The following is a 21,638-nucleotide window of genomic DNA, read 5'->3' on the forward strand; positions in this document are numbered from 1 at the left end:
CGGGCCTTCAAATCTGCGGGGCGCAGAGACCTTTGCGGCCACGGCCGCCTCGGTGACGCTTGAACGCACAAGGTCACTCTCGAATGGGGCGTGCAGTTTGGCGTTCGAATAGCCGCCCGGGTTGGGATAATCGCCCCAGCCGTTGAAGTGGATGGTGACGTGCAGCGGCTGGCTGCCGTCGCCGACGAAGTGCGAGAGTTCGCCGATCGTCTCCAGGATCTGCGCCTCCCGGCGCCGGCGATCGGCCTCGAACCAGTCGCGATGGGCTTTCCAAGCCGGATTGGCCTCGGCCGCGCTCAGCGTGCGCCAGATGGCGAAATCCAGAGCAAGCTGCTGGTAGCGGTCAACGATCGCGTAGGGCAGATAGCCCGCCTTCCAGCTGCTCTGTCCGACGCCCTGCAGCGCCTTTTCATAGTCCGCCCGCGTCGGGGGCAAAGCTGAGAGCCCCGGGCCGCCCAGCACCGTCCCATCGTCGTTGAGGTCCAGGAAGTGGGCGGGTTCGCGGTCGGCGTCGTGCAGCCGGCCGGCCCGCTTGTCCCGGTCGGGCTCACGCGACAGCTCGCCTACGTCCAGCACCGCCTTAGGCGTCTTCAGGAAGGCCGGCAGGTCTGCCGGCAAAGCCCGCATCGCGATCTGGCCGATCATCCGGTGGCCGGTCCCGCCCCAGGCGAAGGCGCCACTCGGCGCGGCGGCGATGACGGCGACGACGGCCAGTGTAACGAGGCGCTTCATGCCTCCGGTTTGTCGGCTGGGCGGGCCGAAGGCAAGATGGATCGTCGATCGCCATTTGGCCCGCCAAGCTTTCGAGTCCCAAGCGGAACCTATGGCTTGAGCATGTTGGCGTTCAGCCAAGCGACGACGGCGGCCGTTTCGGCGGCTGTGCGGCGCGTTGCGCTAGCGCGAAGGGATCCGTCGATGGACCAGCCAAAATTGCGGACGTCGTAGGGACCGTTCGGCATCACATCGGCAGACAGGCCAGGGGAACTGGTCAGGCTCAACACCTCCATGGCCCGGCGGGTTTCGGTATGGCAGCTGATGCAGTCCGTATTGAAGAAGTGGCTCCTCTTCGGATCGGCGACCAGATCGGTGATCGCTTTGGTTTTCGCCAGGTCCGGCGCGCCTGGCGTTAAGATTTCGGCCGTCGAACTTCCGTGTCGCGAGGCGACTGGAAGGGCCGCTGGACCAAAGGCCCCGTTTGCGCAGGTGATCGACGCCAGATTGTTCGAATGAGGCGCGGGCGCGACGCGCGGCGTTTGCGCCAGCGGGGTCAGCATCATGGCGAACTGCGTGCCGTCCAGCGCCGGACCGGGGACCGGGACGAATTGCCCCGTGACCGGCGGCGAGCGCGACATTGAAAGGAATATCCACGGTGCGCCCTTGCCCGGCGGCAGTCCCATCACAGCCATCGAGTTGAGCCGCTGGGGAGCCAGGCGCTTCTGCAGCATCGCCTTCATCTCGGCGACCAGCATCGGCGCGGTTGCGGCGTTGGCGAGCCCGGGGTGTACACCCAGGGGCAAGCTGGCCGTCGAGATCTTGGTGTTCCCGAACTGCCCGGCCGCCAATGCCGTCCGAAGCGTGGCGACGTCTGAGACGATCCCCTTAAGCGCGGCAAGATCAGGCGTCATGTGGATCGGGCATGCGCTCGTCGGCGATGGCGTGGCGAAGTCGAAGATCAGATGCGCCGCGGTATCCACGACCTGAAGGTTGCCGGCCTGGTCGGGCAGCACAGGCTGAAGGATGAGGCGAATCTGCGGGCGTTGGCCGAACGCTCCCATGACGGCGGGGTCGAGGCCCGGCGCGCCGGCGTCAATCCGAACACCGGCGACGAACCAGGCGTCCTTGGAGCGCGCCCCTGCCGGAAGCCCGATCCGGGAGCCGCCCTCGACCTGGGCGGCGGCGGAGTCAACGACGGCGAGAAAGTTGTTGAAATCGGCGTCCGTCCAGATGGGCACGCGATTGGTGGGGTTCGCCGGATCCGGAACCGTGAGGTCCTTGACCGCGATCAGGTTGGCGAGGTCCGCCGCAGTCTTCGGCGGCGGAAACAGCCACGAAACGTCATCGGCCGACAGCGGACTAAGTTGCGGCCCAGGTGACGGGTTAGGTGATGGTGCGGGCTGAAGCGTTGTGCAGCCGGGCGCGACCACCAGGGTCAGCCCGAGGAGAAGGGCGCCGGCATGCTCGTGGAGCCTCAGGTGCGCGCGCGCCATCTTGGATCTACCTCGCTCCTACGTGGCCGGCCAACCCGGCGCGCGGCTGCGAAACGCCTTTGCGACGAATGCGGCTGGGTTGCGCCAATCGGGGCCGCCCGCTGCGGCCGGCCCGGGATCATTGGCAGACCCTGGCGGCAAATAGTCTTCGTGATCGTAGGGCGGCGAGTCCGGGATTTCGCTGGGTGCGACATAGCTCGGATAAGATCCGGTCGGGCCGGCTCGCCCCATGGCGGCCTCGAGTGGCGGGTGATCCGGATCCAGCAGGTCAGCGAAGATATCCCCGGCTGGGAAGGCGAGCTTCAGCACCAGATCCTGCATCGAAGACAGCGTGCGGATCGCATCGCAGTTGGCGGCTGCGGCCTCGTACTCTTCGCAGAGCGCTGCGGAATTCAGGGCGCCGGCGGTGATGCAGGCCATCCTGATCCGCCGTTTCGATGCCTGGATCGCTTCCAGAATTACCCGCGCGCCGAGACTGTGGGAGGCAAAAGAGATGCTGGCCGCGCTGGCGAGCCACCGGTTGCAGAAATCGCCCAGCAGAGCGCCCGCATGGGAGGCGATACGGTCTTCAGCGGGATAGTTGATGGCCGGAATCGTCCAATCCCCGGGCCACAGGACGCCGAAAAAGGCTTCGCGGACCGGATCTATCCCGAGGGCGGCCTCAAGCCTCTGCAGGGACCTGACGCCGGAATTGAAGTCGACGTTGAATCCGTGGGCGACCAGAAGGACGTTCCTGCCCCGCACCAAAAAAGGCACGCCCTCCCAATTCACCGAGGTCAGGCTCATCGGTGTCGCCAGCGCATCACCACTGAGGACGTAGGGCGAACAGACGGCGCCCCAGGGCCCGGCGCGGAGATTGACGAAGTGGGTCACCTCTTGACCGCCTGGACAGCACTGGCCGCGGCTTGAAGCGACGAGGCGAGATCTTTGGCGATCGGGGCGATCGGCACGGCAAGCAGTCCGGCAAGGACGGAGGGCCAAAAGAGATGGCCGGTGTCGAGCCCGGTGACCGCGTACCCCTTCATCAGCTGACCTGCCCAAACCGCCAGCACCACCGACGCCGCTCCGGCCGCCACCTTGCTGGCATTGCGATATTGCTGGTCCGCGCGCTCGTAGCCCGCGTCCATGGCTGCATCGATCATCCCGTTCAGCCGACCCAGTGTGTTGACGTCAGCCACCGTACTCGGCGCGCCTGACTGGATGTTGGTGAGCGCCGTCTGGAGCGCTGCGGCGTCCACGTGCCCGGCGGCGGCGATCTCAGCGGAATTCACCGCCGAAAGCCCAAGTCGGATCAGGGACTTCGTCGCCGCCTTCTGGTCCTCTTTCGGCATCCCGTTGATCCAACTCGCCCTGACGAGCTCGGGCCAGGCGGGAGTGGCGTTGTCCAACGCTGCGGCGAAGGGCTTCAGGGCCGCATTAATGTAGCCGAGACCAAAATTTGAAACGCCTCCGCCAAATGCCTTGCTGGCGTCGACCAGACCAGCGGCGCCTGTTCCAAGGGCGCCCAAGGCCGTGATGGTGGCGATCGTCCCGGCGACTGCGTCTGCAAGGCTCGACATCCCGGTGCTTTCCCCCGGCCGGCGTCATCAACGCCGTCGAGCCCTCCGGCGATCATCGCATTGGTGCGGCTGCAACGGAGCGCCCGAAGACCCGACGTGCAAATTTCTCCAAATCTCCCCGTGGTTGTATCTCAGCGTTAGTCCGATAACAACGCTCAACGAACGACTGGCGAAGGGGAAGCGTCTGCCGACACCGCGCCGCACCCACGGAGTTGAGGGACCGGCCCGCGCCGGCGCGTGATGGTCGTCCGGCCGGCTTGGCGCGAGGGTCAGGCGGCGATATTGAGCGCCTGCTCGACGCGCCCGACCCAGGCCTTCACCCGCGGATACTCCGCCAGGTCGAAGCCGCCGTCACCGGCCTCTCGGGTGTAGGCCACCAGCGCCACGTCGGCGAGGCTGACCACCTCGCCCACGAGGAAGGCATTGTCCGCCAGTCCCTCCTCCAGCCGCTGCAGCGCCGCCTTCCCACGCTCGACGAGCCGGGGCTCGAGATCGGCGACGGCTTTGCCCAGAAAGCGCACCTGGAACCGGGCGACAGCGACGTAAGGCTCGTGGCTGTACTGCTCCCAGAACATCCATTCCAGCATTCGCGCACGTTCGTAGGCGTCCGTCGGAATCAACCCCGAGCCCTCCGCCAAATGCAGGATGATGGCGTTGGACTGCGCCAGCGGACGCCCATCATCGAGGATGACAGCCGGCACCTGGCCGGCTGGATTCATCGCCAGGAACTCAGGCGTCCGGCTCCGGCCAACCATGATGTCGGTCTCGATCCATTGGTAGGAAAGGCCCAACGAGTCGGCGACCCATTTCACCTTGAGGCAGTTACCGGAGATGGAATCCCCATAGATTTTCATGGCGGCGACCCTATTTGATATACCAGCGATAGGCGCGATCCCCCCTACGAACGCAAGCGATAGGGTCTGCAGCATGCTGTTAGATATGCTGACAGGCCAAGGGGTCGCAGGCGTATGTGGGTTGTTACGCGCGATAAGTCCGGCTAGGTTTTGGGTCACACCAGTTCAACGACGAAGGAGGACGCCGTCATGCGACGCCGCCTCGCCGCCCTGGCAGCCCTCCCCCTTATCTTTGTAGGGCCTGCAGCCCACGCCGCAGTAACCGATCCGGTCGGTGACCTGATCATGTCTGTGGTCACCGGCGCCCTTCCCTCCGGCCCAGGCTGGAATCTGAAGGCCACGCTCTACCATGCCGGCGCCAAGGGCGTTGGCGCTCTGGACGCCCTCGGCTGCAAGGTCGTGGCCATGCGCACTGTCGCTGTCGACAAGGCCCTGATCCCACGGCGCAGCGTGCTCTTCATCAAGGAAACGGTCGGCATGAAGATGCCGGACGGCTCCGCGCATGACGGCTATTGGTATGCTTCCGACGTCGGCAGCGCGATCAAAGGGCCGAGGATCGACCTCTTCACCGGCTCCGGCTCTCGTTCGATGGGGGCCGCCAGGACGCTCAACCTTTCGAGCCTCACGGCCGTGAAGGTCGGTGACTTCACGGGCTGCCCGCCCGGCTAGCGTCGGCCGAGCCACCAATTCCCCCGGACTGGCCTACCCGCTCCGCGAAAACTCGCGGACGGGCAACCCCATGTCTGGAGGGTGACCTTGATTGAGAAGCCGAATTTCTTCGTCTTCACGGGCGGACCGGGCGTCGGCAAGACCACGCTCATCCGCCACCTGCAAGCCCAAGGCGAACTTGTCGTCGAGGAGAGCGCGCGCGCCGTGATCCGCGAACAGGCGGCAAGTGGCGGACCGGGCGTGCCCTGGATCGACGCGAAGGCCTTTTGCGACCTCACCACCCGGCGCGACATCGCCATTTTCGACGGGATGTCCGGTGAGACACGCCGGGCGTTCTTCGACCGCGGCATCTTCGACAGCTACCGCGCCAATGGCGTGGAGCCCTCCGCCGAACTCGTCGAAGCGATCCGCACGCGACGCTACAATCGCCGTGTTTTCGTCTTCCCGCCCTGGCGCGAAATCTATGAGACCGACGCGGAGCGGAAGCAGGACTGGGCCGAGGCCGAACGCACATTCGACAAGATTCTCAGCGTTTTACAGGAAATCGACTACGAGCCCGTCGTCGTACCCAAGACCGGTCTCGCCGAGCGCGCGGACTTCGTGAGAAGCGCTGCCTTGTCGGCTGGACCGAGTCCGCCTTAGGGTCGCGCACCCTCATTCTGGAAGGCCCAAGAGAAGATGCTGAACCGTCGCGACATGCTGCTTTCCTCCGGCGCTGCAGCGGTCGCTGTTGGGCTCGCGCCGCGCGCTCAGGCCGCCGGCGACCCGGCGCTCGCCAGCCTCTTCGACCAGTTCTTCCAGGAGGGGCTGAACCTCAGGCCTGAAACGGCGACCCAGCTCGGCCTCGACAAGGGCAAGAACGCCGGCCTGAAGGCCAGGCTCAACGACGGCTCGACCGCCGGCCGGGCCGCGACGCAAGCGCAGACTGCGGACCAGCTGCGGCGCCTGGAGGCCATCGACCGGGCGAAGCTCACCGGCGCTGATCGGCTGAACTACGACACCATTCTCTACACGCGGAAATCCCAGGCCGACGTGCAGCGCTTCGACTTTGGCGGCTCCGGCTTCGGTCCGTCGGCCTATGTGGTCAGCCAGCTCACCGGCGCCTATCAGTCGGTTCCTGACTTCCTGGACACCAAGCACACGATCGCGACGGCTGAGGACGCAGACGCTTATCTCTCGCGCCTTTCGGCCTTCGCCGACCAGCTCGGCGCCGACACCGAGCGCATGCGCCGCGATGCAGGCTTAGGCGTCGTACCTCCGGACTTCATCCTTGACCTGACCCTTGAGCAATTGGCGAAGACCCGGCTTCCCGCCGACCAGGCTCTGGTGGTCACCTCGATCACACGTCGCACTGCGGAAAAGGGCCTTCCCGACCACTACGGCCGCGACGCCGCGAGGATCTACAACGAGCGCGTCCTGCCGGCGCTGGACCTGCAGATCGCCGAGGCCCGCAAGCAGCGGGCGCGCGCGGTGCACGACGCCGGCGTCTGGCGCTTCAAGCAGGGCCCTGCCTTCTATGAGGCGGCGCTGCACTCAACGACCACGACGCGCTACTCCCCCGATGAGGTGCACAAGATCGGCCTCGACCAGGGGCGCGAAATCTCCGCCCGACTGGATACGCTCCTGAAGGCCCAGGGCCTGACGCAGGGCTCGGTCGGCGAGCGCGTGAAGCACCTCTATGCCGACCCCAAGCAGCTCTTCCCCAACACCGACGAGGGCAAGGCTCAGGCCATCGCCTACTGCAATTCGCGCCTGGAGGAGATCAAGCCGCGCTTGCCGACGGTCTTCAAGCGCCTGCCGCCCTACAAGTTCGAAGTGCGCCGCGTGCCGCCGCAGACCGAAGCCGGCGCGGCCTCGGCGTTCAGCCAAGGCGCCGCCCTCGACGGTTCGCGGCCTGGTATCGTCTACTTCAACCTGCACGACAGCGCCGAGTGGCCGAAGTTCTGTCTCTCAACGACGATCTTCCACGAAGGCCTGCCGGGACACCAGCTGGAGGGCGGTTTGGCGCTTTCCAACACAGACCTTCCATTGCTGCGCAAGAACACCAGCTTCTCCGGCTACGGCGAAGGCTGGGCGCTCTACGCAGAACAGCTCGCCGACGAGATCGGCATGTACGACGATGATCCGCTGGGCCGCATAGGCTACCTGAAGTTCCAGCTGTTCCGCGCCAATCGCTGCGTGGTCGACACCGGCATCCACCACATGCGCTGGTCTCGCGAACAGGCGATCGCCCACTTCGTGGACAGCGAAGGCGAGGCTCCGGGCTTTGCGGCCCGCGAGGTCGAACGCTACTGCACCAACCTCGGCCAAGCCTGCAGCTACAAGCTCGGGCACACGACCATCGTCAATCTGCGAAGCCAAGCGAAGGCTGCCCTGGGGCCGAGGTTCGACCTCAAGGATTTCCACGAGGCGGTTTTGAACTGCGGGCGGGTGCCTCTGGATATCCTGGATCAGGTGGGCGCCGACTGGATCGCGGCGCGAAAGGCGGCCTAGGCTGGGCGCCCCCGACCACAATAGGCGCGCTCCCGATCGCGTCGTTGTGGTCGGCGCGGGCTTCGGCGGTCTGGAGACGGTCAAGGGCCTGGCCGGAGCGCCGGTCGCCATCACCTTCATCGACCGGCGCAACCACCACCTTTTCCAACCCCTTCTCTACCAGGTGGCCACCGCCTCGTTGGCGACGTCGGAGGTCGCCTGGCCGATCCGCTCGCTCGTGCGGGACCGGCGCGAGGTCACCACCCTTCTGGCCGAAGTGGTCGGCGTCGACCCCGACCAAAAGCGCGTGCGGCTCGAGGACGGCGCGAGCATCACCTACGACACGCTGGTTCTGGCCACCGGCGCCCGCCACGCCTACTTCGGCCACGACGAATGGGAGCCGTTCGCGCTCGGCCTGAAGACCATCGAGGACGCAACAACCATCAGGCGGCGCATCCTACTGGCCTTCGAGCGGGCGGAACGGGAAGCTGATCCGGCGTTGAGGCAAGCGTTCCTCACGTTCGTGATCGTGGGCGCCGGTCCGACCGGGGTCGAGCTGGCCGGGACGATCGCCGAGCTGGCGCGAAGCACGCTCGCGCCCGACTTCCGCAATATCGACACCGGCTCGGCCAGGGTCGTCTTGATCGAAGCCGGCCCGCGTGTCCTGGCCGGATTTCCCGACGACCTTTCGGACTATGCCCAACGCTCGCTGGAAAAGTTGGGGGTTGAGGTCGAGCTGGGACAACCCGTCTCGGACTGCACGGCCGAGGGCGTCACCTATGGCGAGGTTCGGCTGGCGACGAGGACGATCCTCTGGGCGGCCGGCGTGCGAGCCTCACCGGCAGCCGAGTGGCTGGGCGCGCCGTTCGATGGCGCGGGGCGTCTCAGGGTGGCGCCCGACCTGACGGTTCCAGGTCACCCTGAGATCTTCGCGATCGGCGACACGGTCACGATCGCGGGGCCGGACGGAAGGCCCGCGCCGGGCATCGCGCCGGCGGCCAAGCAGGAGGGCCAATACGTGGCCGCGGTGATCAAGGCGCGGCTGCGCGGCGAGGCCGCGCCGCGGCCGTTCCGCTACCGCCACGAGGGCAGCCTGGCGCAGATCGGCAAGCGGAGGGCGGTGATCGACTTCGGCTGGATCAAACTGCGAGGTGCGCTCGCCTGGTGGCTTTGGGGGATCGCCCACATCTACTTCCTGATCGGCACGCGCACGCGGCTGAACGTGGCGATCAACTGGCTCTGGATCCACGCCCGCGACCAACGGAGCGCGCGCCTGATCACCCAGGGGCGGCCGATTGGGACCGAACTGAGCTGAGGACGCCGGCCGAGGCTTAAGCGGGAGACCTTGATTCCTTGGCCGGGGCGCCGCCCATTGCCTCCCGAGACGAAGCCGCTAAGGGGCCCGGCGCATGCATCTCGATCCAAGTGACGAAGCCCTGATTGGGGTCGCGGTGGGAGCCTTTCTCGCGAGCATCGGCGGACTGCTCTCCGGGCGCATCGAGCAGAGCCTGCGCCGACGCGAGCGTGAGCAGAGCGCCGCCCAGCTCTTCGGCGAGATCCTGGCCGCGCTGAAGCTGATCCTGCGCATGGCCTTCGACGCTCACGGGCGCGGCGATCCCTACGGTCCGATCACGCTCCAGATCCTGAGGGCCGCGCAGCGCGAAACCCAGATCTACGACCGCAACCGCGAGACGCTGTTCGACCTGCGAGATGCGGGCCTGCGGGCGCGGAGCCACCTCTTGCTCCTGCAGATCAGCCTGACCCTGGACGCTATGCTCGAGACCACGAAGGCGATCCAGGACGCCGCAGGAGACGATGACCCTGGGATCGAGACGCCGCCGACCAAGGCCAGGATCACGGCTGCTATTGCCGGCCGGGAGGCCTCGTTCGACTTCCTCATGGGGCTGCGTGAGGAAATCCCGGCATTGCTTTCGAAATACCAGGAGATCGCAAGACAGACGTTCGACGCACACGACGAGGCCGTGCAGCTAACCCTGCGTGGCCCGGCGACCACGCCGGCTTAGGTCTCGACGAAGGCGCGCTCCAAGACGAAGTCCCCCGGCGAGGCGATGGAGCCTTCCTCATAGCCGAGGTCGAGGAGCTGCTTCTTCAGGTCGGCCAACACCGAGGGGCCGCCACAGAGCATCAGCCGGTCGACCTCGCGATCGAACGGCGGAACGCCCAGGTCGTCGAACAACTTGCCCGAGGCGATCAGGTCGGTGATCCGGCCTTGCGTCTTGAACGGTTCGCGCGTGACGGTCGGGTAGTAGCGCAGCTTGGGGCCGATCAGTTCGCCGAGGATCTCGTCGTTGGGCAGGTCGTGTTCCAGGAGTTCACGGTAGTTCAGGTCGGCGACCTCACGCACCGTGTGGGTGACGATCACATCTTCGAAGCGCTCATACACCTCCGGGTCGCGGGCCAGCGACAGCCAAGGCGCAAGGCCCGTGCCGGTGCCCAGCATCCACAAGCGCTTGCCGGGCTTCAGGCCATCCAGCACCAGGGTGCCGGTGGGCTTGCGCCCGATCAGCACCTCGTCCCCGACCTTGATCTTCTGGAGGCGCGAGGTCAGCGGGCCGTCAGCGACCTTGATCGAATAGAATTCCAGCTCCTCGTGCCAGGAGGGCGAGGCGATGGAATAGGCGCGCACCAGCGGCTTGCCGTCTTCCTTCGTCAGCCCGACCATCACGAACTGGCCGCTGGAGAAGCGCAGCGCCGGGTCACGCGTCGTGCGGAACGAGAACAGACTCTCGGTCCAATGCTGGACCCAGGTCACGGTCTCGACGAAGAAGGCGCCGCCGGCTTTCACAGGCGCAGGAGCCAGGGAAACATCATTCATCGGGGTGTCTACGCTCTTTCAAGTCGCGTCAAATATCGCCGCCGACGTTTTCGATCATCCCCGGCGCGCGCGCAGTGTGAATGCCACACTCGGTCTTCTGAGATCCAGCCCAGCGGCCGGCCCGGACGTCCTGGCCCTCTTCCACCGGCTTCGTGCAGGGCCAGCAGCCGATGGAGGGGAAGCCCTGGGCGACCAGGGGATGGGCCGGCAGGTCGTTCTCGGCGCCATAGGCGTCGAGGTCCTCCTTGGTCCAGTTGGCCAACGGATTGAACTTCACCTGGTGTCCCGCCTGCTCGACCACGGGCAGCGCCAGCCGCGCTCCGCCGTGGAAGCGCTTGCGCCCCGTCACCCAGCCATCGAACTCGGCCAGCGCCCGGTCGAGGGGCAGAACCTTGCGGACATGGCAGCAGGCGTCCGTGTCGGTCTGCCAGAGCTTGGCTTCCGGGTCGGCGGTCGCCAGGTCCTGGTAGGCCGGGCGAAGGTCTCGCACGTCGGTGAGGCCGAGCTTCGCAGCCAGTTGTCGGCGATAGTCCAGCGTCTGGCCAAACAGCATGCCGGTGTCGAGGAAGAGCACCGGGATGTCCGGCTTCACCCTGGACGCCAGGTGCAGCAACACCGCTGACTCCGCCCCGAAAGACGATACCAGCGCCAGCTTGTCGCCGAAGGTCTCGACGGCAGCTTCCAGCACGGTGCGTGGATGGGCATGCCGCAGCTCCGCGTCCAGCCTGGCGGCCAGCGTCAGGAAGCGCTCGGATGTGTTGTCGTAGGCCACGCTCACCCTCCTCGCTCCACGAAGGCCGGCGCGCGGCCATCGGTTGAGCGTTGATAGACATGGCGGAAGCGCCGGGCGGCCCGTTCCCAGTCTTCCACAGTCGAGCCGTCCGCCGGCTCGAAGGCGTCAAAGCCACAGCGAATCATGAAGCCCGCCTGCTCGCGAAGCACGTCGCCCACCGCGCGCACCTCGCCCTTGAAACCAAAGCGCTCACGCAGCAGCCGTGCGTAGCTGTAGGCGCGCCCGTCGCCGAACTTCGGGAAGGCCAGCGCCACCACGGAGATCTCCGGCAGGTCATAGGCCAGCGCCTCGACCTCCTCGTGGCTCTCCAGGCGAACGCCAACGGCGCGGCCTTGCGAGAGGAGCGCCTCGCCCTCCGCCTGGAAGCGGCTCAGCGAGATGATCACGTCCCCGGGCGGCACGCCCTGGTCGTCGCCGACGGAGGTGAACGGGTCCTCGGCGAGGCCGAATACCCCGTCCTTCAGGCTAATGAACGTCGGCATAAACCGCCTCCTTGAACGGGGCGACGCCGGTGCGCCGGAAGGTGTCGAGGAAGCGCTCGCCGTCCTGGCGCTCGCGCAAGTAGGTCTCGACGATGGTGTCCACCGCATCGGCCACCCGCTCGTACGGCAAGGCCGGACCGAGCGCGGTTCCGACCGCGGCGTCCTCCGCGCCTGAACCGCCGAGCGTGAGCTGGTAGAACTCCTCGCCCTTCTTATCGACGCCGAGGATGCCGATGTGACCCACGTGATGGTGGCCGCAGGCGTTGATGCAGCCGCTGATCTTCACTTTCAGCTCGCCAACCCGCTCAGCGCGGTCCTGGTCGGCGAATTTCTCGGCGATGTGCTGGGCGACCGAAATGGCGCGCGCGTTGGCGAGCGCACAGTAGTCGAGACCGGGGCAAGCGATGATGTCGCTGACCAGGTTCATGTTGGGCGTAGCCAGGCCGACCCCGGCCAGGGCCGTCCAGACCGCGGGCGCGTCGTCCAGCTTCACGTGAGGCAGGACGAGGTTCTGCTCATGGGTCACCCGGATGTCGTCCTGGCCGTAGCGCTCGGCAAGGTCGGCCACGACCTCCATCTGCTCGGCAGTGGCGTCGCCGGGCGTGGCCCCGATGGCCTTCAGCGAGATCTCGACGATCGTGTAGCCGGCCACCTTGTGAGGCTTCAGGTTGTTGCGCGCGAAGCGGGCGAAGGCCGGCGTGGAAACCTTGGTCGCCTCGAAGGCCTCGGACACCGCCGGAAGGGTCTCGAAGGTCTTCGGGGCGAAGGCGCCCCGGATGCGGGCAAGCTCGGTGTCCGGCAGGTCGACTTCGGAGCTGATCTTCTCCCATTCCGCCTCGACCTGGCTTGCGAACTCATCGCGCCCCAGGCTCGCCACCAGCACCTTGATCCGCGCCTTGTGGATGTTGTCCCGCCGGCCGTGGCGGTTGTAGACGCGAAGGATCGCCTCCAGGTACGAGAACAGGCGCGGCGCCGGCAGGAACCGGCGGATCGTCTGGCCGATATAGGGCATCCGCCCCAGCCCGCCCCCGACCATCACCTCGAAGCCCAGCACACCGTCGCGGGCGCGTTTCAGATTGAGGCCGATATCGTGCGTCTTGGCCGCCGTGCGGTCCTTGGCCGCCGCGGTCACCGCAATCTTGAACTTCCGGGGCAGGTAGGAAAATTCGGGATGCACGGTCGACCATTGGCGGATCGCCTCGGCCCAGACCCTTGGATCGTCGATCTCCTCGGCCGTCGCGCCGGCGTAGGGGTCGGCGGTGACGTTGCGGATGCAATTCCCCGACGTCTGGATCGCGTGCATGTCGACGCTCGCCAGGTGATCCATGATGTCCGGGGCGTCGGCCAGCTTGATCCAGTGGAACTGCAGGTTGGTCCGCGTCGTGAAGTGGCCGTAGCCCTTGTCGTAGGTGCGCCCGATCCAAGCCAGTTTGCGCAGCTGCCGAGAGTTCAGCGAGCCATAGGGAACCGCAATCCGCAGCATGTAGGCGTGCAGTTGCAGATAGAGGCCGTTGCGCAGCCGCAGAGGTTTGAACTGGTCTTCGCTCAGCTCGCCGGCCAGCCGGCGTGCGACCTGGCCGCGGAACTCGGCGCTGCGGTCGGCCAGCATGTCCCTGTCGATGTCGTCGTACCGGTACATGGCGCCCTCTACTTGCGCTTGATCAGGTCGATGCGGCCCGTGGAGCGGGCTGCGCCGTGGGCGTGCAGCAGGGCTTCGATCGCCGCCCCACCTTCGGCCTGCTTGCCGTGGTTGAGATTGGTGGGTCCGAGCGCGCGGATCCGCTCGCGATAGCTGAGCGGCGCCCAGAGGCCGTCGGACTGCACGAGGTCGATCAGGTAGGGCTCGACGATCACAGTCGGCTGGTTCTTGGCGTGAGCCTCGGCCGCTTCGGCTGCGGGATCGTCATCGGCGAAAAGGTCGGCGTCGGCGAACCGCTCCGCCCACTGGCCGTTGCGCCAGAACACGACTTCGCCGTCGACCAGTCGGTTGCCTGTCAGAGCTTTCATGCCCGCGCCTCACGAACCAGCGCCTCGATATTGGCCCTGCCGCCGCCGGCCTGAGCGAGCGCCATGGCTTCGCCGACGATCAGCAGCGCGGGGCCCCTCAGCGTCGCGGCGGCTTCAGCCAGGCCCGCGAGCGTGGTCACGAGGCGCCGCTCGTCCGTGCGGCTGGCGTTTTCAACGATCAGCGCCGGCGTCGCCCGGTTTCGTCCCGCGCCCAGAAGGCGCGCGGCGATCGGGGCGGCCATCGACAGGCCCATGTAGATGACCACGGTCTGGTTGGGTCGTGACAGGCTTTCCCAGTCCAGATCCGGCTCGCCGCCTTCGGCCGCGTGACCGGTAACAAAGGTGACGGCTTGGGCTGAGCCGCGATGGGTCAGGGGCGCGCCCGCGGCGGCTCCAGCGGCCAGCGCTGCGGTGACGCCCGGGACAACGTGGCAGTCGACGCCAGCCGCCCGGCAGGCTTCCAACTCCTCGCCGCCACGACCGAAGATGAAGGGATCGCCGCCCTTCAGTCGCACGACCTCCAGCCCCTCAAGGGCGAAGGCCACGAGCAGGCGGTTGATTTCGTCTTGGCTGTAGGAATGGCGCGACTTGCGCTTGGCGACGGAAATCCGCCGCGATGCGGCTGGCGCAAGTTCGAGGATCTCATCGGAAACCAACCCGTCGTGCACGACGACGTCGGCTTTCTGCAGGACCTTCAGCGCCTTGATCGTCAGGAGTTCCGGGTCGCCGGGGCCGGCCCCGACCAGCCAAACAGACCCCGCTCGCCGGCCATGAGCCCGCTCGCCGCCACCGACAACCACCAGGCCGCCCGCGCGCCTTGACCCTGTGTGACCCTTCGCCATGATTAGGTTCTCTAAAGCCTTACTACTCGAGGTTTGGGCGGGGCAGACGCTGGCCCACCCCGCCGATGTTCACCGGTGAAAAGGGCCAATACACCGTTGGACGCTTGCAAATAGGTGGCGAGACGCCCAAGTCGCAAGCCAAGGACTTCTGCCGGGGTTGTCAGGAATTCTATGGAACGACCAACGGAACGCCGCCGCCTGCCGCCGCTGAACGCGTTGCGCGCCTTCGAGGCCGCCGCGCGCCACCTGAACTTCAGCCGCGCCGCCGACGAGCTTTCGGTGACGCCAGGGGCGGTCAGCCAGCAGATCCAGAACCTCGAAGACTATGTTGGCGCCGCGCTCTTCAAACGTACGCCCAAGGGCCTGCTGCTTACCGACGCGGCCCAGACCGCGCTTCCAGCCTTGCGCGAGGCCTTCGACCGCCTGGCGGAGGCCGCCTCCCTGCTCACGGCCGCCGTTGACGGCCGTCGCCTGACGCTCACCGCCCCGCCCTCTTTCGCCGCCAAGTGGCTGGTGCCCAGGCTGGGCGCCTTCGAAAAGGCCCATCCGCAAGTGGACATCTGGCTATCGGCGGCAATTGAGCTCGTCGACCTGCAAGCCGGCGAGGTCGACGTGGCGATCCGCTACGGCGCCGGCCGCTACCCTGGGCTCGAGGTGCATCGCCTGTTCACTGAGACAGTGATTCCGGTGGCCTCGCCTGAACACCTGGCCGCCCAGCCGCTGACGACGCCGGCGGATCTCGCCAACCACATCCTGCTGCATGACGGCTCGCCGGATCTCGACGACAGCTGCCCCGACTGGTCGATGTGGCTTGCGGCGCGCGGGCTGAAGAATATCGACGGCATGCGCGGCCCGCGCTTCAACCAGTCGAGCCTGGTGATCGAGGCTGCCGTGAACGGCCGCGGCGTGGCGCTTGCCAAACGCACGCTCGCCCAGGCGGACCTGGAGGCCGGGCGACTGGTCGCACCGCTTCAGATCGCCACCGCCGTCGACTTCGCCTATTACCTCGTCCACCCCAAGGCCAAGGGCCGACTGCCGCAGGTGAAGGCCTTCGTCAGTTGGATCGACGCCGAAGCCGTGGCCCACGAGCAGGCCCTGCTGGCCATCGACAACGGCGCCGGCATCTAGGCCGCCGTCCACATGAGTTCGAGTTGACGATGCATTTCACCACTGAACCGCGGCCCGCCCCAGGCGACTGCACAACCATGTCCGAGGTCAGGCAAGGCGTCGACGCCCTCGACCGACTGCTGGTCAGCGTGCTGGCCGAGCGCCAGCGCTACATGGACGCCGCCGCGCGGATCAAACCCGATCGCGGCGCCGTGCGCGACGAAGCCCGGATCGAAGACGTCGTGACCAAGGTAAGGGCAGCCGCCGGCCGGGCCGGCCTTTCCGAAGCGATCGCCGAGCCCCTCTGGCGCACATTGATCGAACGCAGCATCGCTTACGAGTTCGGCGTCTGGGACGCCCTTCGCCAACGCGCCTAGGCGCGGGCTTGGTAGGCCGCGATATCGGCCACCGCAGCTTCAAGTGCTGCGCGCACCGCCGCCAGACCCGTGGGCCCCTCGGCTTCCGCTGCCGCACAGATGTCGCCCAGCGCGTTGGCCCCCACGCCACGCGCCGAACCTTTGATGGTGTGGACCACATCGCGCCAGGCCGGATCGGCGGCGTCGAGGGATAATACCCAGGCTTCGGCCTGCTGGCGAAACAGCGTCAGGACTTCGGAAACAACCCGACGGTCGCCCGCCGCGAAGCCCTCGAGGTAGCCGAAATCCACCGCGCCCATGGGTCCCCCAGACGTCGCAGAAACGCCCTCATCCAACGCGCCTTTGCCGAGGCTACGTTTTCGCGCATATCCGCGCCCTTGCCGCCAGGCCGCTGCCCGCAGCAACGACGGGTGCACAGCTCAGTTGCTAGAGCAGCCGCCTCTTAATCAGCTCTCAATCTAAATAAATCATCTACTTAGCTACAAAACTCGGCCGTCTTGGCGGGAAATTTCCCTGATCAAACAAGAGTACTGCAACATACCAAAGCCATTTTGGCGCACCTGCACGTCGAAGTGAGGCACGCGTACGCCAGTCGCAGTTGCACGCGCCCTTGCGATTGACTGAATCCGGCATACCCGGCCTACGATGACGTTAGCTTGGATCGGACAGGTTCATGGCCTGTACGGCATAGGTTGCCGCGGCGTTCATGATGTCGCCCGTCCACACCGCTGTTACGCCAAACTCAAGCTCTCGCAGGGACGTGACGCGGATTTAGGCCGTCACGAAGCCGCGAGTGATGGCCGCGCGGCGCCGCAGCATTCCGCCCACCGCTCCCAAGCCCAGGATCATCATCGCCCAGCTTGCGGGCTCAGGGACAGACGAGATGGAGCCGAAGAGCCCCTCGGCCTCGTCCTGAATGCCGGCGGTGAAATACACCTTGTTTGGATCCGCGCCGGGGCCGCCGTTGCCGTTGATAAGCGCCCAGAGGTCACCTTCCACGATCGGGGTCCCGTCGGGTGCGTCCAACTTGCCCAAGAAGGCTCCGGTCGTTGGGTTGAAGGCGCTGATGGTGCCGTCGCCGAAGTTCCCGACCAACAGATCACCGGAGAAGGCGCCGAAAGCCGCGGGCGCGATGTCGAGTCCCCAAGGGGAGTTGATCTGTCCGCCTAAGGAGACCAGCCGGCGGTTGAAGGAACCGTCCAGATTGAACTCGTCGACATAGCCGTTGCCTGCTCCGGCCACATCGTCGTGCCTGGCGCCGTCCTGCAGGGCGAAGGTGACGAACAGGTGGCCGTTCAGAACCTGGACGTTGAACGGGGCATAGCCGGCCGCCACCGTTGGGTCGGTGAACGCGCGCACCAAATTGAAGCTGCTGTCGTACTGATCGATCATGCCGTTGCGGAAGTCGGCGGCGTAGAGGAAGTTGGAGCCGCCCGAATTGCCGAGCGCGAGCCCTTTGTAGACTGCGCCCAGGCCTACGGTGGAATTGTCGACCGCAAGGATCGAATTGCTTGTGCTGACGCTTGGCGCCCATCCCGAAATGGTGCCGTCTTCCGTGCCGAACAGGAAGACGGCCTGGCCGGACACCCCGCCGCTGGTGACCCGGAAGTCAGTCGGCGTCGTCGAGGAGTTGAACACCTGCCCCGTCGGTGTCGCGGGACCAGGGCTGCCCATCGGCGGGGCGATGGTCACGTTCAGGGGAACCTTGCCGCCGGCGCCGGTATAGAGGGTGGAGAAACCCGAATTGTTGTCGGACACCCAGAACGGGCTCGTCGGGCCGTAAGAGATTCCCCAGGGATTGATCAGGTTCGGGTCGATGGTCACCGCCGGCACGCTGCCGTCGGAGACCAGGTTGGTGACGAGGAAACCGGCCGCATTGGCCGGCGCCGCGCCCAGGCCAACCAGAAATCCTGCCCCCACGGCAGCCGACATCAATGCTGAACGCAGGCTTGCGACACGCATGGTCTTTTCTCCATCGGTTGGGCCGGGCCACACTTCCCGCCAACCGTGGATTGCTGTCCGCAGCCCAGACGTTCAATTTGGCGAAGAATAATTTTGACGGGCGCACTCAGAAGAAGAAGGTCGCGGCGACGACCAGCGCGGCGCGATCCTGGGAGTGTCCTTCCGGATAGGCGAGGTCGGGGCCTGTCGAGGTCAGGGCGAGTTGAACTTCGCCTCTCGCAAATTCTGCGGCCGCTCCGGCGCGCAGGTCATAACGCTCCCGGAAGCTCCCCGACGACGCAGGTTGTGCGATGGGGGTCAGCAGGCCGACATGCCCGAACAGTCGCCAGCGTCGCGACGGTCGATAAGCCCCGTCGAGATCGACATAGACCGTGCTCGCGCCTTGGCCGAAATAGTCGGGCGAGTAGTGCAAGTGAACGCTGAAGTGGTCCTTGACGATGCCCGTATAGATTTCCGTGTACCCGAAAGATGAGTTCTGGGGGGCGTTCACCTCGTACGCCGAGTGGGTGACGCCCAAGTCCCATGCTGTGCTTGGGCTGACGCGAGCGACATAACCGAAATAGCCCGTGGCGCCAAAGCGGACACTGTTGTCTGCGCCCGAGGCGCCGAACGCCGAGACGCCTGCATAGAGTCCGCTTTCGTGGTCGTAGGCGATGCTCAAGCTCACGGCGGGCTTTCCGCCAGTCAGCGAGACGCCACGGTATCGGTAGTCCGACTGGATCGATGCGCTCCCCGCCACCTGGGCCTGGGCGCCGGCAGCCGCGCACAGGGCCACACCCGCGAAGGCAATGCTGAGCGTGTAAGCCCGTCGCGGGGTCGCGTTACCTACGAACGATCGCCAAAGCCGGGCGCGCGTTAGGGCAGGCACATTCACAGGGTCCCCCGGCCCGCAGGAGAGTCGCGCAAGCGTCGATCGCCTCGCCGGTAGCGTTGGTCACAAGCGCCCCCGAACCTTGCGCGCGCGGAGCCCGCTCGCGCAAGAGCGCGAATAGACCGCTGACATGCGCCGCTGCGTAGGAGCTGCCGCTCACCAGATACCAGCGGCCCCCGGGCTGGGTTGTCGGGATGTCCCGCCCCGGCGCGCTGAAGACACCGCTTGGCGCGGCGCCCTGTGACTCGTCGATCACCGCCACGACCCCAGGGTGGGAGGCGGGAAAGCCGCCGCCGGGCAGATTGCGATCGAATGCGCCGACCACCGTGATCCCGCGCGCCATCGCCGCATCCAGCAGTCTACCCAGTAGCCGATCGGGCGGCCCGCTGAGGCTCAGGTTGATGACCTGGGCGTTGTGGTCGATCGCAAAATGCAGCGCCTCGGCAAGACTCAAGCTGTCGCAAACGGTGGTCGGCGAGCTGGTCCGCGGAGCGGACTCCTGCCAGCAGGCGCGTAGGGCGAGCAGCCGCGCCCGGGGCGCCACGCCGGCGATGCCCAGCCCGTTGTCGGCGAGCGCGGCGATAATGCCCGCCACGCCCGTGCCGTGCTGTTCAGCCTCGTCGGACCGGCCCGTGACGAAGTTCTCGCTCATCTGCACCTGGCCGGTCAGATCGGGATGGGTCTTTTCGATCATGCTGTCGATCACGGCCACGCGGACATTGCGACCAGTCGCGACCAGATGCAGCTCCGCCAGGCGCCACTCCCGCGCCGCTGGCTGCACACGGTAGAGGGGATCGTCGTGCGTGGTCCTCTCGCCCTGCCCGCGATAGACCCGTATCGGCTCGGACCACGCCACGTCGGGATCCCGGGAAATGCTCGCCGCCACCGCGTCCGGCGACTGGTTCACCGGAACCGACATGACGTAGCAATCCACCCCCACGAAGGGCAGCGGCCAATCGCTCACCAGGGTGAGACCGTGCTCGCGGGCGAGACGCTCTGCAATCCGGCGACGCGCATTGTGTCCCAGGCCCCGGCCGTAGCTCTCGCCATAGTTGGCATCGGGTCGGAAATGCTCGGGCGGGAGCCGCAGCAACACCAGCACCTGCCGGCCCGGATCCACCTGGACCGGTTGGCCCGCGGCCTCGTCGGCAAAGGCCAGCCCCAGGCTGGCGAACCAGGCGGCGAGGCCGAGGAGGACGCGCCTGAGGAGCCGAGCCATTAACGGTCCTCGCTGGAGTCCACGGGTTCGGCCAGCTCGATGTCGCCGCGCAGGCGCAGCCTCGCCAGGGCCGCGGCGCGTTCCGCGGGCGCGATATGGATCAGGAAGGCGTCCGTCGAAGTCGGCCCGTCGACCACGCGCGCGTGGCTGGCTTGGAGCGCCTGACGCAGATCCCGTTCACGGGTGTCCGGGCGGAAGATCACCACGGCGTTGCCTGCAGCGGCGACCGGAGCCGCACCCAGGGCCTGGTAGCGCGCCGGCCTGGGGCTTTGTAGCACGACAGCACCCAGCCCCAGTATCAGGAGGAACTGAGCGGCCACCGCCCAGCGTAACCCTGGCGCACCGCTGCGCCAGTGACGGGCGGCGACGCGGCCTGCAGCCCCCAGCCACCCTCCGACGCGGGTGGCGGCCCGGGCCGGTGGGGGGCGGGTCGTCAGACGGCTGCGCAGTTGCGCCCAGCTGTGATCCACTTCGAGAGAAAGCGAAGCGATTTCGCGCTGGAGGCCGCGCTCGACCCGAAGCTCCGCCTGGCATTCCACACAATGGTCGAGGTGGGCTTCGACCTGGGCCTTGTCCGAGGCGTCCAGCTGGCCGGTCACATACCAAGGCAAGAGGGCTTGGCTCTCTTGATGGGGATCGCGGTGGAATTGGATGATGCGCCCTGTCACAGCGGCCTCACAACCAGTCCACCAGGCCACCGGCCAGTGCGTTCTTCAGTCGTTGCCGCGCGTAGTGCATGCGCGTCTTCACGGTGCCCTCAGGACAGCCCATGATGTCGGCGATCTCGCGGTATCCCATGCTGTGGAAATAGGCGAGATCCACCACCGTGCGATGGTCCGCCGACAGCTCGCCCATCGCCCTCGACAGCGCCTCTTCGACCTGTCGGCGTCCGACCTGGTCTTCAGGCCCCAATTCGGGGCTTTCGCTGGCTTCGGAGTGTTCGTCTTCCATCGGTTCGTCCAATCCCCGGAGGGCCTCCATCGCCTTGCGATAGGCGATGGCGAAAATCCAGGTCGAGACCTTGCTGACGCCGTTATAGCGCTCGGCGCGCGTCCAAACGACCAGCATGGTGTCGTTGAGAACTTCCTCCACTAAATGCGGCCGGCGTATCCGACCGAGAATGAAGCGGGTCAGGCGTGGGTGGTAGACCCGGTAGAGTTCCTCGAAGGCGCGCAACTCTCCGCGGGCCACGCGCCCGACCAAATCCGCCTCGTCGCGCGAGGTGATCTCGACGGCCGCTCCGACCTCATCATTCGGGCCGCTTGGCCTGCGCAACATCGGCATCCCCGCGCTCGAGTGTTAATAGTCTCCATCAACGAAAAGGTTCATGCCGAGGCGCGCCCCAGCGAAGATCTCACCCTCCTAGTCCTCACCCCGGCCG

24 protein-coding genes are annotated in these 21,638 nt (G+C 66.6%); 7 read left to right on the top strand and 17 right to left on the bottom strand.

From position 1 onward, the window contains the following. The 5 genes from VGI62_RS09355 to VGI62_RS09375 all read right to left on the bottom strand — a co-directional run. On the bottom strand, positions 1-732 hold a 732-nt coding region (locus VGI62_RS09355), incomplete at its 3' end, for a S1/P1 Nuclease (protein WP_331504209.1). 89 nt (positions 733-821) lie between these two features. Next, positions 822-2,207: a hypothetical protein gene (locus tag VGI62_RS09360; protein ID WP_331504210.1), complete on the bottom strand. Its 1,386-nt coding sequence runs from the start codon at positions 2,205-2,207 to the stop codon at positions 822-824. Between the two features lie 18 nt (positions 2,208-2,225). Beyond that, the gene (locus tag VGI62_RS09365) at positions 2,226-3,080 is read right to left on the bottom strand and encodes an alpha/beta hydrolase (protein ID WP_331504211.1); all 855 of its coding nucleotides are present in this window, start codon (positions 3,078-3,080) and stop codon (positions 2,226-2,228) included. Continuing rightward, entirely contained in the window at positions 3,077-3,766 is a 690-nt protein-coding gene (locus VGI62_RS09370) for a hypothetical protein (protein ID WP_331504212.1), read from the bottom strand. The genes VGI62_RS09365 and VGI62_RS09370 overlap by 4 nt, the downstream gene beginning before the upstream one ends. A gap of 269 nt (positions 3,767-4,035) precedes the next feature. After that, the gene (locus VGI62_RS09375) at positions 4,036-4,620 is read right to left on the bottom strand and encodes a glutathione S-transferase family protein (RefSeq protein ID WP_331504213.1); all 585 of its coding nucleotides are present in this window, start codon (positions 4,618-4,620) and stop codon (positions 4,036-4,038) included. 189 nt (positions 4,621-4,809) lie between these two features. Here VGI62_RS09375 and VGI62_RS09380 point away from each other — a divergent pair, with 189 nt between their 5' ends. The 5 genes from VGI62_RS09380 (at position 4,810) to VGI62_RS09400 (ending at position 9,785) form a co-directional block, all read left to right on the top strand. Continuing rightward, complete coding sequence (locus tag VGI62_RS09380; RefSeq protein WP_331504214.1) at positions 4,810-5,289, top strand: 3D domain-containing protein; 480 nt, start codon at positions 4,810-4,812, stop codon at positions 5,287-5,289. Positions 5,290-5,376: 87 nt separating this feature from the next. After that, entirely contained in the window at positions 5,377-5,931 is a 555-nt protein-coding gene (locus tag VGI62_RS09385; protein WP_331504215.1) for an AAA family ATPase, read from the top strand. A gap of 36 nt (positions 5,932-5,967) precedes the next feature. Next, positions 5,968-7,782, top strand: a complete 1,815-nt coding sequence (locus VGI62_RS09390) for a DUF885 domain-containing protein (protein ID WP_331504216.1) — start codon at positions 5,968-5,970, stop codon at positions 7,780-7,782. A gap of 46 nt (positions 7,783-7,828) precedes the next feature. Then, on the top strand, positions 7,829-9,076 hold the full coding sequence (locus tag VGI62_RS09395) for an NAD(P)/FAD-dependent oxidoreductase (RefSeq protein WP_331504217.1): 1,248 nt from the start codon (positions 7,829-7,831) through the stop codon (positions 9,074-9,076). Between the two features lie 94 nt (positions 9,077-9,170). Beyond that, positions 9,171-9,785, top strand: coding sequence for a hypothetical protein (locus tag VGI62_RS09400; protein ID WP_331504218.1), 615 nt, complete (start codon positions 9,171-9,173; stop codon positions 9,783-9,785). On the opposite strand, the gene VGI62_RS09405 is transcribed toward VGI62_RS09400, so the two are convergent. From VGI62_RS09405 to cobA, 6 genes are read right to left on the bottom strand one after another with little or no spacing between them, the layout of a single operon-like run. Then, positions 9,782-10,597, bottom strand: coding sequence for a ferredoxin--NADP reductase (locus VGI62_RS09405; protein WP_331504219.1), 816 nt, complete (start codon positions 10,595-10,597; stop codon positions 9,782-9,784). The genes VGI62_RS09400 and VGI62_RS09405 overlap by 4 nt on opposite strands. Positions 10,598-10,625: 28 nt before the next feature. Then, positions 10,626-11,369: a phosphoadenylyl-sulfate reductase gene (locus VGI62_RS09410; protein ID WP_331504220.1), complete on the bottom strand. Its 744-nt coding sequence runs from the start codon at positions 11,367-11,369 to the stop codon at positions 10,626-10,628. 2 nt (positions 11,370-11,371) lie between these two features. Continuing rightward, positions 11,372-11,872 (bottom strand): DUF934 domain-containing protein, encoded by a 501-nt coding sequence (locus VGI62_RS09415; RefSeq protein ID WP_331504221.1) that lies wholly within the window; start codon positions 11,870-11,872, stop codon positions 11,372-11,374. Further along, positions 11,856-13,511 (bottom strand): nitrite/sulfite reductase, encoded by a 1,656-nt coding sequence (locus VGI62_RS09420; RefSeq protein ID WP_331504222.1) that lies wholly within the window; start codon positions 13,509-13,511, stop codon positions 11,856-11,858. The genes VGI62_RS09415 and VGI62_RS09420 overlap by 17 nt, the downstream gene beginning before the upstream one ends. An 8-nt stretch (positions 13,512-13,519) precedes the next feature. Beyond that, positions 13,520-13,879: a DUF2849 domain-containing protein gene (locus VGI62_RS09425; RefSeq protein WP_331504223.1), complete on the bottom strand. Its 360-nt coding sequence runs from the start codon at positions 13,877-13,879 to the stop codon at positions 13,520-13,522. Further along, a complete protein-coding gene (cobA, locus tag VGI62_RS09430; RefSeq protein ID WP_331504224.1) occupies positions 13,876-14,721 on the bottom strand; it encodes a uroporphyrinogen-III C-methyltransferase in 846 nt (281 codons plus the stop codon). Before cobA ends, VGI62_RS09425 begins: the two co-directional genes overlap by 4 nt. Before the next feature lie 171 nt (positions 14,722-14,892). On the opposite strand from cobA, the gene gcvA reads away from it, so the two are divergent. Next, the gene (gene gcvA, locus VGI62_RS09435) at positions 14,893-15,849 is read left to right on the top strand and encodes a transcriptional regulator GcvA (RefSeq protein ID WP_331504225.1); all 957 of its coding nucleotides are present in this window, start codon (positions 14,893-14,895) and stop codon (positions 15,847-15,849) included. A gap of 29 nt (positions 15,850-15,878) precedes the next feature. Then, positions 15,879-16,205: a chorismate mutase gene (locus tag VGI62_RS09440; RefSeq protein ID WP_331504226.1), complete on the top strand. Its 327-nt coding sequence runs from the start codon at positions 15,879-15,881 to the stop codon at positions 16,203-16,205. Here VGI62_RS09440 and VGI62_RS09445 read toward each other — a convergent pair. The 6 genes from VGI62_RS09445 to VGI62_RS09470 all read right to left on the bottom strand — a co-directional run bounded on the left by VGI62_RS09445 (position 16,202) and on the right by VGI62_RS09470 (position 21,535). Beyond that, on the bottom strand, positions 16,202-16,504 hold the full coding sequence (locus VGI62_RS09445) for an Hpt domain-containing protein (RefSeq protein ID WP_331504227.1): 303 nt from the start codon (positions 16,502-16,504) through the stop codon (positions 16,202-16,204). The two genes, VGI62_RS09440 and VGI62_RS09445, sit on opposite strands and share 4 nt — an antisense overlap. Before the next feature lie 472 nt (positions 16,505-16,976). After that, positions 16,977-18,167, bottom strand: a complete 1,191-nt coding sequence (locus tag VGI62_RS09450) for a TIGR03118 family protein (protein ID WP_331504228.1) — start codon at positions 18,165-18,167, stop codon at positions 16,977-16,979. Positions 18,168-18,273: 106 nt separating this feature from the next. Then, on the bottom strand, positions 18,274-19,041 hold the full coding sequence (locus tag VGI62_RS09455; protein WP_331504229.1) for a TorF family putative porin: 768 nt from the start codon (positions 19,039-19,041) through the stop codon (positions 18,274-18,276). After that, a complete protein-coding gene (locus VGI62_RS09460; RefSeq protein WP_331504230.1) occupies positions 18,989-20,257 on the bottom strand; it encodes a S8 family peptidase in 1,269 nt (422 codons plus the stop codon). The genes VGI62_RS09455 and VGI62_RS09460 overlap by 53 nt, the downstream gene beginning before the upstream one ends. Continuing rightward, positions 20,257-20,955 (bottom strand): anti-sigma factor, encoded by a 699-nt coding sequence (locus tag VGI62_RS09465; RefSeq protein ID WP_331504231.1) that lies wholly within the window; start codon positions 20,953-20,955, stop codon positions 20,257-20,259. Before VGI62_RS09465 ends, VGI62_RS09460 begins: the two co-directional genes overlap by 1 nt. Further along, positions 20,933-21,535, bottom strand: a complete 603-nt coding sequence (locus VGI62_RS09470; protein ID WP_331504232.1) for an RNA polymerase sigma factor — start codon at positions 21,533-21,535, stop codon at positions 20,933-20,935. Before VGI62_RS09470 ends, VGI62_RS09465 begins: the two co-directional genes overlap by 23 nt. Positions 21,536-21,638 lie beyond the last annotated feature (103 nt).

It is taken from the genome of Phenylobacterium sp., assembly GCF_036495085.1.
Classification (GTDB): domain Bacteria; phylum Pseudomonadota; class Alphaproteobacteria; order Caulobacterales; family Caulobacteraceae; genus Phenylobacterium.

What these genes read in the sequence shown, in the direction of transcription:
- VGI62_RS09360 (WP_331504210.1), bottom strand. Translation starts at nt 2,207, where the DNA reads ATGGCGCGCGCGCACCTGAGGCTCCACGAGCATGCCGGCGCCCTTCTC.
- VGI62_RS09370 (WP_331504212.1), bottom strand. Translation starts at nt 3,766, where the DNA reads ATGTCGAGCCTTGCAGACGCAGTCGCCGGGACGATCGCCACCATCACG.
- VGI62_RS09375 (WP_331504213.1), bottom strand. Translation starts at nt 4,620, where the DNA reads ATGAAAATCTATGGGGATTCCATCTCCGGTAACTGCCTCAAGGTGAAA.
- VGI62_RS09380 (WP_331504214.1), top strand. Translation starts at nt 4,810, where the DNA reads ATGCGACGCCGCCTCGCCGCCCTGGCAGCCCTCCCCCTTATCTTTGTA.
- VGI62_RS09390 (WP_331504216.1), top strand. Translation starts at nt 5,968, where the DNA reads ATGCTGAACCGTCGCGACATGCTGCTTTCCTCCGGCGCTGCAGCGGTC.
- VGI62_RS09400 (WP_331504218.1), top strand. Translation starts at nt 9,171, where the DNA reads ATGCATCTCGATCCAAGTGACGAAGCCCTGATTGGGGTCGCGGTGGGA.
- VGI62_RS09405 (WP_331504219.1), bottom strand. Translation starts at nt 10,597, where the DNA reads ATGAATGATGTTTCCCTGGCTCCTGCGCCTGTGAAAGCCGGCGGCGCC.
- VGI62_RS09415 (WP_331504221.1), bottom strand. Translation starts at nt 11,872, where the DNA reads ATGCCGACGTTCATTAGCCTGAAGGACGGGGTATTCGGCCTCGCCGAG.
- VGI62_RS09420 (WP_331504222.1), bottom strand. Translation starts at nt 13,511, where the DNA reads ATGTACCGGTACGACGACATCGACAGGGACATGCTGGCCGACCGCAGC.
- VGI62_RS09425 (WP_331504223.1), bottom strand. Translation starts at nt 13,879, where the DNA reads ATGAAAGCTCTGACAGGCAACCGACTGGTCGACGGCGAAGTCGTGTTC.
- cobA (WP_331504224.1), bottom strand. Translation starts at nt 14,721, where the DNA reads ATGGCGAAGGGTCACACAGGGTCAAGGCGCGCGGGCGGCCTGGTGGTT.
- gcvA (WP_331504225.1), top strand. Translation starts at nt 14,893, where the DNA reads ATGGAACGACCAACGGAACGCCGCCGCCTGCCGCCGCTGAACGCGTTG.
- VGI62_RS09440 (WP_331504226.1), top strand. Translation starts at nt 15,879, where the DNA reads ATGCATTTCACCACTGAACCGCGGCCCGCCCCAGGCGACTGCACAACC.
- VGI62_RS09445 (WP_331504227.1), bottom strand. Translation starts at nt 16,504, where the DNA reads ATGGGCGCGGTGGATTTCGGCTACCTCGAGGGCTTCGCGGCGGGCGAC.
- VGI62_RS09450 (WP_331504228.1), bottom strand. Translation starts at nt 18,167, where the DNA reads ATGCGTGTCGCAAGCCTGCGTTCAGCATTGATGTCGGCTGCCGTGGGG.
- VGI62_RS09460 (WP_331504230.1), bottom strand. Translation starts at nt 20,257, where the DNA reads ATGGCTCGGCTCCTCAGGCGCGTCCTCCTCGGCCTCGCCGCCTGGTTC.
- VGI62_RS09470 (WP_331504232.1), bottom strand. Translation starts at nt 21,535, where the DNA reads ATGTTGCGCAGGCCAAGCGGCCCGAATGATGAGGTCGGAGCGGCCGTC.